Raw genomic sequence first — 13,161 nt, 5'->3', positions numbered from 1 at the left:
ACGCTGCGTCCGGAACGCTTTCAGGCCTTAACCAAACGAGGCAACCTGGATGAGGTCCTGGCCGGCGTCTATGCGGCCAAGAAGGTGGGCATGAGTCCCATCAAGCTGAATGCGGTCATCATCCGGGGCACCAACGACGATGAAATCATCGACCTGGTCGAATTTGGGCGAAAGAACGGCTTCGAAATGCGGTTCATCGAATATATGGACGTCGGCAACGCGAACGCCTGGAGTCTCGAAAAGACCGTGACCAAGAGGGAAATCCTCGAAATCATCCAGGCTCGATTCCCTCTCCGCGAGGTCGGACGTGCGAACGGCAGCGCGCCGGCTGTGGACTATGAATTTCTGGATGGAGCCGGGGAAGTCGGGATCATTGGATCGATCACCGAGCCGTTTTGTTCCAGCTGTACCCGAGTCCGAGTTACGGCGGATGGAAAACTGGTGACCTGTCTGTTCGCCGAATCCGGCTTCGATTTAAAGACCCTGATCCGTTCCGGCGCCTCCGATTCGGATATTCAGGCCCAGATCGCGACGCTCTGGTCGCTTCGGACGGATCGATTTTCCGACCTCCGATGGCAGCAGGTCCTGAGCGGTGGATACCAGCCCCGCGATCACAAAAAGATCGAAATGATCACGCTGGGTGGCTGACGCCTGGAATCGCGATCTGCGGCCTTTCCTTCAAGAACACCTGTCCTTTGGGCGTGACATAAATCGCCGGCCGGAACCCGTCAAGCTGCGCGATGTATTCTTCACCGATCAGGTAGTCGATCATGCCTGTCACCGACTTGATTGAATAATCCGAAAGCAGCCCATACGTCGACAGCGCGCGATAGGGCTCCACGGACGAATCCTCCGAACCTGAAAGAATCTTCGCAACTTTATCGCGGCCCAGCTTCTCATGTACCCGCAAAACGCAGGACAGAATCTTCAGAGCAACGATCGTGGAGGATTCCGTACTCTGGCCCGGAGGCGGAATCGAGCTTGCCCTTGCGCTAACCCCGGATTTCACTCCTCGCGGATATTTGTGGGGAGCGCATCGGCTGCAATTGCCACACTCGCGGTTTCGGGACCATTCGCCGAAATAACTCAGGATGAAACTGCGATAACAGTGCTTCCGGAAGCGGCTCGCGTAATTCAGCATGACTCCGAATTTCTTGTATTCGAAATCCCGCCGCGCTTCGAGGTCCTGAAAATTGATGCCTTGCAGCCCGGGATCGTTCGGCTTCAGGACGCGAATACCCCGGCCATCTTGAGTCTGGATTCTCTCGATGTATCCGAAGCGCTGCAGCAGCCCCAGTGAAGCGTGGAATCGATGATCCTTGGTGCTCGACAGCTTCCGCCACTCTTCACCCACAATCTCCCGGTCTCCCGGCCGGCACACTTTGCCAAAGACGTACTTCAGGATATCCGCGGGCGGGTGGCTCGAATCGATGAAGAATTCCGGAATCCATTTGTCGGCATAATTGAACAATAACAGACAGCGGGCCGGATCGCCGTCGCGCCCGGCCCGGCCGATTTCCTGGTAATACGCTTCAACGGAATCGGGAATATCGGCATGGACAACAAACCGGACCTGGCTGCGATCGATTCCCATACCGAAGGCGTTGGTCGCCACGATCACGCACTCGGATGACTTCATGAACCTGTCCTGCACGGTTCTGCGTTCCGGAAGAGCGAGGCCCGCGTGATAAGCGGCTGTTTCGACTCCGGCACGGCGTAGACTGCCATGGATCTCCTCGACATTCTTCCGCGTGCCCCCATAAACGATACCCAGCGGCGCCCAGCGGGCGAGTTCGACGATGCTGCGGATTTTCTCCGCCGTGGTCGCGACCTCACGCACTTCGAGATAGAGATTCGGCCGGTCAAACCCGCTCACGACGTGGGCCGCGTCCTCAATGCCGAGCTGCGCCACGATATCCCGTCGGACCGCCGGGGTTGCGGTCGCGGTCAAGGCAAGGACGGCCGGCGATTTCAATTCCCGCACGACGCTCTGCAGTCTCAGGTAGTCCGGGCGGAAATCATGTCCCCACAAAGAAATGCAATGTGCCTCATCGATCGCCAGCAAACTGACCTTCACACGGTTGAGTCCGGCCCGGAATTCGTCGTTTTGAAACCGTTCGGGCGCGATGTAGAGGAGTTTGATTTTGCCGGCAATCGCCTGCTGCAGCCGGCTTCTTTGTTGTTCGCGTGAGACGGTGCTGTTGATGACCGTTGCGGGCAGGCCCAGCTGGCTCAACTGGTCCACCTGATCCTTCATCAGCGCGATAAGCGGCGAGATGACCAGGGTCAGCCCGGAAAGCGCGAGCGCGGGCAATTGATAGCAGAGAGACTTTCCGCTTCCTGTCGGCATGACGGCGAGCACACTTTGACCCGCCATAATTTTGTCGATGACCTGCTGCTGCGCGGGACGAAACTCCGCGAACCCAAACCGTTCGCGGAGTAATGCGGTGAGATCCATACTGCGGATAACACCTGCTACCGATTAATATTCGCTTTCGGAGCCGGCCGCCGCCGCTGTGGCGTGTTGCCCGCCGGCCTGCGCCGACTGCATCATCTGCTTCATGGCTTCCGCCATTTGCGCTTCGGTCGGCTCGGCTTTATGGGTTGCGATCATCCATTTGTTTCCTTCAGGATCGATCACCGTGGCGCAACGGTCGCCCCAGAACATATCCATGACCGGCATCACTACCTTGGCCCCTGCGGCGACTGCGCTTGTGAACGTCGCATCGACGTTATCGACCAGCGCGTAGAGGGTGGCCGGCGTATTACCGATCGAGTTCGCGCTGAGGCTGTTCTGCTGGCGCGATTCCGGGCTCAACATCAACGTCGTGTCGCGAAGGCGAAGTTCCGCGTGGATCGCACCTTGCGGACTGTCCATAACGCTAAGCACCTTGAACCCGAACGCTCTGGCATAGAAATCAGCGGCTCGCTGAACGTCCGCCACCGCCAGCATCGGCGTCACCGCGCCGTAGTTCTTCCGATTCAAAGGGTCAATTTTCGCCGTTTTTCGTGCCGCCGGGCGAAAGGGCTTGGCCACTTTCTTTTTCGCCGGTTTCGCTGACTTTGCCGCCGCCTTGGGTTTCGCAGCGACTCGAGCCGATTTCTTTTTCGCTTGTACTTTTTTCTTTGCTGCTTTCGCCATGTCGAAGTCTCCTTTATTAGTGCGGTGCCGGGCGCCTACTTTAGCGCACCGGCATGCTGTTGCGCACCCGCTTTCTTTAGCGTAAGGTCGTTCTGGTGAAACGCGCCATTTCCCTTGCCCTTTGCCTGTTCCTGCTGGCGGGATGCGGGCGCCTTCCGGCACTCACGGCGCCGATTCTGGAGCAGGCGGAGCAGAAATGGTCTGCACACAAACCCGGCATGTACCGCCTGGTGATCGAAATGTCGGGTGACCGGGTCGAAACCGGCCGCTTTGAGGTTCAGGTCCGGGCAGGACAGGTCGTGAGTTTCCGGCGGAACGGTATGGTGCTCCAACCGGACCGCGGACAGGACTATACGATGGAGGGCCTTTTCCATATCTTGGAGGAGGAACTCGGACTGGCCGAAAAGCCTACCATGCTCGGAGCGCCGGAGGGCTATACCGTATACACGACGGCGAAATTCGATGATGTCACGGGACGCCTGATTCGCTACCGGCGGATTGTCGGAGGCGCCTCGAATTCAATCGACATCAAGGTGGTGGAGTATCAAACGCTGGGTTAAGAACATTGGATCATTGCATCATCAGCAGGTTCTTCATTGCTTCAATGAAGAACCGTCGAAATGATGCAACTTACAATAGGCTCTGTCAGTCTTCGAGCCCGTAACGCTTCAGCTTGTTGATCAGCCCCTGATGGCTCAAGCCGAGAACCTTCGCCGCGCGCCGCTTGTCATTCTCGGTTTGCGTCATGGCGTCGCGGATCATCTGAATTTCAAGGTTGGTAACCCTGTCCTTCAGGGATTGCTTTTCGCCGCTGGATTTCTTTGCGTCCCCGTCAGCTTCAGGAGTAATCAAACGCTCTTCGATGATGCTTTCCGATAAGTCCTGGAGTTGGATCTCTTTCGCTGTAGTAAGGACCATCGCGCGTTTCACCTCATTTTCCAGCTCGCGCACATTTCCCGGCCAATGATACGTGGTCAACGCCTTCGATGCGTCCGGTGAAAAGCCCTGAATGTCCCGCCCGATCTCCTTCGTGTATTTGCGGAGAAAATGCATGGCGAGAAGCGGGATGTCGGTACGGATCTCGCGCAATGCAGGCATGCGGATGTGGATCACGTTCAAGCGGAAGAATAAATCCTGGCGGAAACGATTCTGTTTGATCTCTTCCTTCAAATCTTTATTGGTTGCCGCGATCAGCCGGATGTCGATAGGAACTGGGCGTCTTCCGCCAACCCATTCCACTTCGCGTTCCTGCAGAACTCGAAGCAGCTTGGCCTGGGCCGTCAAACTCAGATCTCCGATTTCGTCCAGAAAAAGCGTGCCGCCGTTTGCGGATTCGATGCGGCCCACCCGCCGTTCGACTCCTGTGGCCACGCCTTTCTCGATGCCGAACAGTTCGCTTTCAACCAAGGGCTCCGGCAATGCCGCGCAGTTCACCGCAATAAAAGGCTTTGTGCGGCGCGGGCTCATGTAGTGGACGGCGCGGGCGGAGAGTTCCTTTCCGGTTCCGTTCTCTCCGGTGACCAGAACCGAAACCGAAGTTTCGGCCGTCCTGTCGATGAGCGTACGGATATCGTTGATCTTCGAGCTCGTCCCCAGAATGCTCCTGTTGGTGAAGCGTTCCTCGACTTCCTTCCGAAGACTCTGATTCTCTTCGATCAACTCCTGCTGCCGGGTCTCGAGCTCCGTCAGCGCCTGCGCATTCTCTAAGGCAATCGACGCCTGGTTCGCCAGGGCCTGAACGAAGTGCTCGTCCTCGGTGGTGAACTTCCCTTCCCGCTTATTGAGAACCTGGAACACGCCGATGATGTCTTGTTTCGGCGCCCGCAAGGGCACGCTCAGAATGTTCCGCGTGTGGTATCCGGTGATCGAATCAATTGAAGGATAGAACAGCGGAGACTTATACGCGTCCTCAACCACCAGCGATTTTGCCGCAATGAGCACCGCCCCGGCGATCCCGAGCCGCGCATCGAAGCGGATCGTATCCGACACGCCGAGAGCCACCTTCGCCCAAAGTTCGCCTCTATTCCGGTCCAGAATGAAAATGGTGGCGCGTTCGGCGTCTACGTGTTTCGTCGCCTCATCCGCGATCAGCTTCAGCAGCTGATCGAAGTTCTTTTCTGAATTCAGGCGGCAGGAAATATCGAGCAGCGCTGTGTACTTATCCAGGATCGAGTGAGGCGATTTCACTTCTGCTCTCATATAATCGTTGGCCCATGACAAACAGGGCGTTCAATGCGTTTCCGAAAGAAGGGCTTCAGTTCCTTCGATCGTTGAAGCGCCATAATAATAGGGAATGGTTCCAGGAGCACAAAAGTATTTACGAACAGCACGTGAAGCAGCCGATGGAGGCCTTGATTGGCGCTCTGGCCGCGGAATTCCGGCGATTCGCACCCGAAATGATGGCGACACCCAAGGTTTCCGCCTATCGTATCTACAGGGACACGCGATTTTCAAAGGATAAATCGCCATACAAAACACATGTCGCGGCCAGCTTTCCGAGATCCGGACTGGGTAAGCATGACGGCTCCGGCTTTTATCTGCACATCGCTCCCTCGGAAGTGTTTATTGGCGGAGGGTTGTACATGCCTGAACCGGAAGATCTCGCCCGGGTCCGGCAGCGGATTGCCGACGATCCGGAGGCCTTTTTCAAGGTCATTCGAAGTAAGCGGTTTAAAAACCTGTTTGGTGAAGTCACCGGAGACCAACTCGCCCGCATCCCTCGCGGCTTCCGCGCGGACCATCCGGCGGCAGACTATCTCCGGCATAAAAACTTCCTTGCCGCCCGAAGCTTTCCTGCGGAGACCGCGGTCAGCCCGCAGTTCTTTAAATTGATCGTGGAAACGTTTAAGGGCATGGCGCCTTTCGTCCGCTTCCTGAATGAACCGATACTTCACGCCCGCCGGCTCAAACAGCGCCAGGAATCCCTGTTACTCTAAGGGGCCGTTGACCGCTTGATGACATCGAAATAACTGTGGATCTGGCCGGCCTTGAAAGCGGCGACCAGATCCTGCATTCCGTCGACCAGAGTTTCAGAACGGGAATTCGACGCCTTCGTGTAGGGCGGTCCGTAGTTATTGAAGTAAGCGCGAATGAAAACGCTGTCCCGCTCCAGCGGCAGTTTAGAGACGTTACTGAGGTACTTTCTCCAGTCGTCGCTCTGAAAGAGATAAAACTCCACATTCGACGTATAGAACGCGGTGACTGGCGCGCCGTGCCGCTTCAGGTATTTCGCCACCGACCGCAGCGCCTTGTCCCCGGCAAAGTCTCCGACAATTGGAATGATCCGATTCTCCGACTCCAGCTTTTTCATGGTCTGGAAATTCTCTTCCGACGCCATGTAGCTGTGGCTCTCACCACTCGAATCGGTCTCGAGCATCAGTTCCGAATAGCTGGGAAATCGGCGCCACGCATACTGATTTGGAAAGGAATAACGAATCTCCGGACCGCCCGCCACAAACGCCTTGTAAACGTAATCGATCGATCCGGCATCTTCGGGCGTGAGCAGGAAATGATGTCCTTCCCGCAGCCGACCCATCATTGCTATGAATGTATTTCTGGCCAGGGTCTGATCCGCTTTTTCTGCATTGAAGGCCTTCAGCATCGTCTCCAGGTCATCGGAGTCGTTCACCACCGCAGGTATGTGACGGCCGAAAAGCTTCGAGAGGAACTCCGCCCGATCCGCAGACATTTCAAAAAGCACCTTGTACATCAGGTGGAGCAGCATGTTCTGACGCCGGATATCCGTGATAAAGGCGACCGCCGGGTGCAGGGCAACGATGTATGTGAAATTCTGGTCCGGACCGACGCCGAGGTAGACGCCGCCCTGCTTGCGGTTCTTACTCAGATCCGGCACCACCCACTGAAAGGTGCTCTCGTTCGAAATGAAATTGTCGGAACGGAAGTAACCGCCGTTTTCCGAGAAATTCGTAACGATCTTCCAGAATTCCTCATCGGAAAACCTCTCCGGAAGGCTCTTGGGCGAATTGTCCGGAGGCGGAACGACGTAAATCGCTGCCGCCGCGATCATCGCGGCCAAGGCAAACCCGGTTGCAATTCGACGGAGTCGAAGCACGAAGACCCTCCTATTGGATTGCTGGTCTATTACTCTAACAAAATCTCCTCGTCTTCGTAGGGAGAGTCGTCGAAGACCACAACTCCGCCTTCCTTCATAAGTCCGCAAATGCTGCAGTCACATTCGAAAAATTCGTCCGGGTCGAAATTCGCAGTTCTCGCGTCCACCAGGTCCATGGAAGGCCGATCAAGATGAACGAATGTGAAACGGCCGCTCCGGGAAATGACAGCATTTTTCCCATACATGAAAAAAATCTCTTCGTCGGAAAGCATGTGGATGGAACTTTGGGGAAAGGGCGGGGCGGGGACAGTATAGCCAATGGGCGGATCTTAAAACAGATTTCTGTTGCACCAATGCATCATTGGAAGTTTTTGCAGTTCTAAATTTGAAATGCAGCAACTTCCAATGATGCTTGCGGCAATAAAGCCCCTTCTACTTCACGCGGCCATAGTCATCCTGCAGGCGCTCAATATCGTCCTCACCGAAGTAGGTTCCGGTCTGAATCTCGATGAAAACCATCGTAACGGCGCCGACATTTTCGATGCGATGCGCCGACTTCGCCGGGATATCGACCGTTTCCCCGCTCTTGAGGATGATTTCCCGGCCGTCGAGGGTGACTTTCGCCGTCCCGGAGACGATCATCCAGTGCTCGGATCGGCGTTCGTGACGCTGGTAGCTCAGCCGCTTTTCAGGAAAAACCTCGATCCGTTTGACTTTGTAGCCAGGCGTTTCATCGAGGACCGTGAAGGCGCCCCAAGGCCGCTGATCGGAAAGCATTTGAGGAGAATATACTTCTCCTGCTCCGGACCGCAATAGAGCTTGACTGAAACTTGTGGGGCTGCGAATATCGGGAAACTTCTGATATCGAGCAGGAGGCCCCGAGATCAGGGGAACGATAAGAGGCAACGGATGCACGTACGCTTTTGGGGGACTCGCGGTTCAATCCCCACGCCGGGACAGCGAACCGCCATCTACGGCGGCAATACTTCATGCGTCGAAGTCCGCACTAAAGACGGCAATACCCTGGTTTTCGACTGCGGCACTGGAATCCGCGTTCTGGGCCTCGATATGTTGCGGCGCGCCGGACCTCACCGGATTCACCTCCTGATCGGGCACACGCATTGGGACCATATTCAGGGGTTCCCTTTCTTCACGCCGGCATTCCTGCCCGGAACCGAACTGAACATTTACGGGGCGGCAGCGTTCCAGCGCAGCCTCGAAGATTCGCTTTCCGGCCAGATGCAGTATTCCTACTTCCCGGTGAAGCTTCAGGACCTCGCGAGCCGCATCCATTACACGGAACTCGAGGAAGGATTCTTTCGAATCGGCGACATTCTGGTCGAAACGCAGTACCTGAATCACACTGCGCCGACAATCGGGTATCGCATTTCTTCCGACGACGCGACTATCGCTTACATTACAGATCACGAGCCATTCTGGAACTCGCCGGGGCCCGTGTTCCATCATCCCGGCGATCAGCGCCACATTGAATTTCTCAAAGACGTGGATCTTGTGATCCACGACGCGCAGTACACCAGCGAAGAATACAAGACCAAAGTCGGCTGGGGACACAGCCCGCTCGATTACGTGACCGATATCGCGATTGCCGCAAACGTCGCAAGGCTCGCTCTCTTTCATCACGATCCGACGCACGACGACGACACGCTCAAGCGGATCGAAGAAAGCCAGCGCGCCCGCGCCGCCGCAGCCGGATCGAAGCTGGACGTGTTTGCCGGGGCCGAAGGCCTGGGCTTCGATGTTGCAGGCCATGGGTCGGGAAAGACGATTCTCGAGGTCTCCGCCCTCGACCGGCGGCCCATCGCCGGCGGCCGCGTCATGATCGTCACCGGCCATCAGGCAGACGTTTCCGCCCTTGAACAGGTCCTGCCGGACGACGGCCTCGTGCTGACTTCGGCAGCCGGAGGGAAACTCGCACTGGAAGCTGCCGCCTCCCTGCCGCCCGACCTTGTGATCATTAATGCCAAACTGCGCGACGGCGATGGCGCCAGTTTCATCCAGCCGCTGCGAAATCTGCTCAGCCGGCAGGATCTGCCGGTCATCCTGCTGACCGAAGGGCGGGACGGCACCGAAGCGCTCTATAGCGCCGAAAGCGTTGCCACGGATTATCTTGCGCGCCCATTCAGCCCGCCCATGCTGCGGACGCGGGTGCGCGCCTGGCTCGCCCGGACCATCGGGACCGCCGGGACCACCGGAATTCCGGTTGAAGTCACAATCCCTTCGCGCAGCCCCGAGCTTCTGCAACGGAAAACCGATGATACGGAAGCCGGCGACAGCGTGCCGGAGATTATCGGAGCAATGCCGCTCTTCGCTGCGCTCAGTGCCGGGCAGCGATCATGGCTTCTCGAACGCGCCCAGGATCAGACATTCCCGGCCGGCCACATTGTCATCCGCCAGGACGACCCCGGTGGAACGGCCTACGCCCTTCTTTCCGGCCGCGTGCGGGTCCTCGAATCCGTTCCGGACAGCCCGGTCGAAATGTTCCTCGGCGAATTAGGTTCCGGTGAGATTTTCGGCGAACTCGGCGTGCTCCGCGAGAGGCCTCGGTCGGCCAGCGTTATCACGCTGGAACGTACAAGAGTGATTGCCATTCCTGCTCCGGATTTTCTGAAGATGCTGCGTGAATCGACGGAAATGTCCATGGCGCTGCTGCGCATCCTCGCCGGCCGCCTGTACGACGCCGACCGCCTGCTCGCACGGCACGCTCCGGATCCACTCACGGGTTTACCAGGGCGCCGCGCGTTCCACGAGCTTTATCGGCGGCTGACCGCCGGGTCCAAGCGGCGCGGGTCGAGCGTGCTTCTGCTGGTGCTCGATGTCCTGCATCTGAAAGACATCAACGACCGGTTCGGATATTCCGTCGGCGATGACGTGCTCCGCACCGTTGCCGACTCCCTGGTCGAATCCTCGCGCAGCACCGATCTCGTCGCCCGTTACGGCGGGGATGAGTTCAGCGTTCTGCTGATCGAAGCCGCGGCGAAAGATGTGGCCGCCGTCGTGAAGCGCGTCCAGCAGAAGCTGCAGCAACTGGCGCTCTATCGCAATCTTCCGCTGACTGTCGATTGCAGGATCGGTTATGCGGTCAGCGATAACCCGCCGGAGACCGCCGACGATCTGCTGCGGCTCGCCGACGAAGACATGCAAGGTAAGCGTTCCTCCAGCCAGGCAAAGTAGTCCAGGCAGATTATTGGACCATTGCATCAATTCGACGTTTCTTCATTTCTTCATTTGAAGCAATGGAGAAACTTCTAATGATGCAATGATCCAATGCATCTTAACAGAGGTACACTGTTTTGCGTGCAGACTGCAGAGGCATACCATCTGATTCAGTGCGCCGGCGCCGAGTTCGAGGACCTTCTCGCCGCGGCCTCCACTCTTCGCGATAGGTTCAAAGGCCGCAGCGTCACCTATTCGCGAAAGATCTTTCTTCCAATCACGAACCTCTGCCGCGATCGCTGCAGCTATTGCACCTTCCGCAAAGATCCTGGCGACCCCGAGGCCTGGACCATGTCGCCCGTCGAGATCCAGGACGTGCTGTCCCGCGGCTACCGGCAGGGCTGCAAAGAGGCCCTCATGTGTCTCGGCGACAAGCCCGAGGCCGCATTTCCTCAATACCGGCAAACGCTCGCCGCCTTCGGTCAACGCACCACCGTCGACTATGTCGCGCACGCCTGCACAACTGCCATCACTCATGGATTGCTTCCGCACACCAACGCCGGCGTCCTGACTTACGACGAAATGACGTTCCTCCGTCCCCTGAACGCCAGCCTCGGATTGATGCTGGAGAACGTAAGCCCGCGGCTGTCTCAACGCGGCATGCCGCACTTCTCCGCTCCGGACAAACATCCCGGCGTGCGCTTGCGGATGATTCGCGAAGCCGGAGAACTTTCGATCGCCTTCACCACCGGCATTCTTATCGGTATCGGCGAAACGCATGAAGAACGGGTCGATAGCCTGCTTGCGATCCGCGAACTTCACGAACGCTACGGCCACATTCAGGAAGTCATCATTCAGAACTTCCGGGCCAAACCGGATACCCCGATGGCCGGCGCGTCCGAACCCGAATCGATGGATATAGCCCGGACGGTCGCGACAGCGCGTTTGATTCTCGGGGGAGAAATGAACATCCAGGTTCCGCCGAATCTCAATCCCGCAGGACATCAACTCATGCTTCGCGCGGGCATCAACGACTGGGGCGGCATCTCGCCGGTCACGCCCGACTATGTCAATCCCGAAGCGGCCTGGCCGCACACCGATCGCCTGGCCGAGACCTGCGCTGCCGCCGGGTTCATATTACGCGAGCGCCTCGCGATCTATGACGGCTTCATCAACGATCGTTTTCTCGCCGTGCCGCTGCGTCCTCTGACCTCGCAGCTCCAAAGTGAGATCACTTCGGGTGTCCGATGAACCTGCTCGACAGCGTCACTCCCGAAGTCGCCACGATTCTGAACCGGGCCCTCGACGGCTGCGAGATCTCCTGGCAGGAGGCGCTCCGCCTGTGCGAGACCTCGGGGCTCGACTTCCAGGCCACTGTCCTTGCCGCCGACGAACTCCGGCGCCGGCAGGCCGGCGATATCGTCACTTACGTGATCAATCGCAACATCAATTTCACCAACGTCTGCGTGAAGCACTGCGGCTTCTGCGCCTTCAGCCGGACTTACCGGAACGAACAGGGATACTTTCTGCCCGACGACGAAATCCTCCGCCGCGCCGGCGAAGCCATCGAGATGGGTGCGACCGAGCTCTGTATGCAGGCCGGTTTGCCGCCGGACATGGAAGGCAACTTCTACATCGATCTCACCCGCGCGGTGAAACGGGCGTTTCCCGCAGTCCATCTCCACGCGTTCTCTCCCGAAGAGGTTCTCTACGGCTCCACGCAGTCCGGCACTTCGATCCGGGATTACCTCAGCGCGCTGAAGGCCGCCGGGCTCGGTTCACTGCCGGGAACCTCGGCCGAGATCCTTGATCAGGACATGCGCGACATCATTTCGCCCGGGCGTATCACCGTGCGGCAATGGATCGACGTGATCACGACCGCGCACGACATCGGACTTCCGACCACCTCGACCATCATGTACGGCCACCTCGAAACGCCGGTGCATTGGGTGAAACACATGAACCTGCTGCGTGACATCCAGCACGACACGCGCGGTTTCACCGAGTTTGTTCCTTTATCCATGGTCCACCAGGAAGCCCCGATGTATCACCACAAGCTCGCGCCGAATCTGCGGCCGGGCCCGAGCGGAAACGAAGTGGTTAAAATGCACGCGGTCGCGCGGCTGATGCTCGGCGGCTGTATTCCGAACATCCAATCGTCCTGGGTCAAGGAAGGCCCGAAGCTCGCGCAGTACTTGCTGTCCGCCGGGGCGAACGACGTTGGCGGAACGCTGATGAACGAAAGTATTTCGACTTCGGCGGGGGCGCAGCACGGCCAGCTCATTCAGCCGCGCGAACTCCGTCGCCTCATCCGCGACGCCGGCCGCACGCCCGCCCAGCGCAACACCAGATATGAGCTGTTGAAGATATTCACTGCCGAAGATACTGAAAGCAGTGCTCTTGACACCGTCCAGGACGCCGATTCGCGCTTTGGTTCCTACAAAAACCTCGCCTCTTCGTCAGAGTTTCGCTGGTCGAGCCCGCCCCGCCGTCTATACTGAAATCATGAGTCATGTGTCGCCGGTGTTCACCGAATACGAGCAACAGGTTGTCCGGGAACTCGCCGTGCACCGCGTTCAGCCCAATGCCGTTCATCGTCTGCTCGAGGGTGTAGGCAAGCCGGTTGCGAAATTGATGAACCTCGGCCGGCAGTCGCAGAACCGGACACTGCGCGGATTATCCGACCACGTCCACGGCTGGATCGAGGAAGGCCTCATCAAAACCTTTCGGGTGGCGAACAAGCTCGCCAATACCAACGACATTTCGAAGCGTT

12 protein-coding genes are annotated in these 13,161 nt (G+C 57.9%); 7 read left to right on the top strand and 5 right to left on the bottom strand.

Translation table 11 applies throughout. From position 1 onward, the window contains the following. Positions 1-648: GTP 3',8-cyclase MoaA (locus VGK48_17410; protein HEY2382957.1), on the top strand; the 648-nt coding region annotated here is incomplete at its 5' end. On the opposite strand, the gene VGK48_17405 is transcribed toward VGK48_17410, so the two are convergent. Continuing rightward, entirely contained in the window at positions 632-2,458 is a 1,827-nt protein-coding gene (locus tag VGK48_17405) for a RecQ family ATP-dependent DNA helicase (protein ID HEY2382956.1), read from the bottom strand. The two genes, VGK48_17410 and VGK48_17405, sit on opposite strands and share 17 nt — an antisense overlap. 24 nt (positions 2,459-2,482) lie before the next feature. Further along, positions 2,483-3,142, bottom strand: coding sequence for a VOC family protein (locus tag VGK48_17400; protein HEY2382955.1), 660 nt, complete (start codon positions 3,140-3,142; stop codon positions 2,483-2,485). A 95-nt stretch (positions 3,143-3,237) separates the two neighbouring features. On the opposite strand from VGK48_17400, the gene VGK48_17395 reads away from it, so the two are divergent. Beyond that, the gene (locus VGK48_17395) at positions 3,238-3,702 is read left to right on the top strand and encodes a DUF6174 domain-containing protein (GenBank protein ID HEY2382954.1); all 465 of its coding nucleotides are present in this window, start codon (positions 3,238-3,240) and stop codon (positions 3,700-3,702) included. 85 nt (positions 3,703-3,787) lie between these two features. Here VGK48_17395 and VGK48_17390 read toward each other — a convergent pair whose 3' ends face one another. Continuing rightward, complete coding sequence (locus VGK48_17390; protein HEY2382953.1) at positions 3,788-5,329, bottom strand: sigma 54-interacting transcriptional regulator; 1,542 nt, start codon at positions 5,327-5,329, stop codon at positions 3,788-3,790. A gap of 26 nt (positions 5,330-5,355) precedes the next feature. Here VGK48_17390 and VGK48_17385 point away from each other — a divergent pair, with 26 nt between their 5' ends. Then, positions 5,356-6,078 carry a DUF2461 domain-containing protein gene (locus VGK48_17385; protein HEY2382952.1) on the top strand — a complete coding sequence of 241 codons (723 nt, stop codon included), beginning with the start codon at positions 5,356-5,358 and terminating at the stop codon, positions 6,076-6,078. Here VGK48_17385 and VGK48_17380 read toward each other — a convergent pair. After that, positions 6,075-7,214 carry a hypothetical protein gene (locus tag VGK48_17380; GenBank protein ID HEY2382951.1) on the bottom strand — a complete coding sequence of 380 codons (1,140 nt, stop codon included), beginning with the start codon at positions 7,212-7,214 and terminating at the stop codon, positions 6,075-6,077. The genes VGK48_17385 and VGK48_17380 overlap by 4 nt on opposite strands. 432 nt (positions 7,215-7,646) lie before the next feature. After that, positions 7,647-7,991 carry a phosphomannose isomerase type II C-terminal cupin domain gene (locus VGK48_17375; GenBank protein HEY2382950.1) on the bottom strand — a complete coding sequence of 115 codons (345 nt, stop codon included), beginning with the start codon at positions 7,989-7,991 and terminating at the stop codon, positions 7,647-7,649. A gap of 132 nt (positions 7,992-8,123) precedes the next feature. On the opposite strand from VGK48_17375, the gene VGK48_17370 reads away from it, so the two are divergent. From VGK48_17370 to VGK48_17355, 4 genes are all read left to right on the top strand, one after another. Next, positions 8,124-10,406, top strand: a complete 2,283-nt coding sequence (locus VGK48_17370; GenBank protein HEY2382949.1) for a diguanylate cyclase — start codon at positions 8,124-8,126, stop codon at positions 10,404-10,406. Positions 10,407-10,529: 123 nt separating this feature from the next. Next, positions 10,530-11,639, top strand: a complete 1,110-nt coding sequence (gene cofG, locus VGK48_17365) for a 7,8-didemethyl-8-hydroxy-5-deazariboflavin synthase CofG (protein HEY2382948.1) — start codon at positions 10,530-10,532, stop codon at positions 11,637-11,639. Further along, entirely contained in the window at positions 11,636-12,889 is a 1,254-nt protein-coding gene (gene cofH, locus VGK48_17360; GenBank protein ID HEY2382947.1) for a 5-amino-6-(D-ribitylamino)uracil--L-tyrosine 4-hydroxyphenyl transferase CofH, read from the top strand. Before cofG ends, cofH begins: the two co-directional genes overlap by 4 nt. Positions 12,890-12,893: 4 nt before the next feature. Further along, positions 12,894-13,161 (top strand): hypothetical protein (locus VGK48_17355; protein ID HEY2382946.1); only part of this gene is annotated, 268 nt, incomplete at its 3' end.

The organism is Terriglobia bacterium, assembly GCA_036496425.1.
Taxonomy (GTDB): Bacteria; Acidobacteriota; Terriglobia; order 20CM-2-55-15; family 20CM-2-55-15; genus 20CM-2-55-15.
This window is presented reverse-complemented; position numbering and strand designations above follow the sequence as displayed.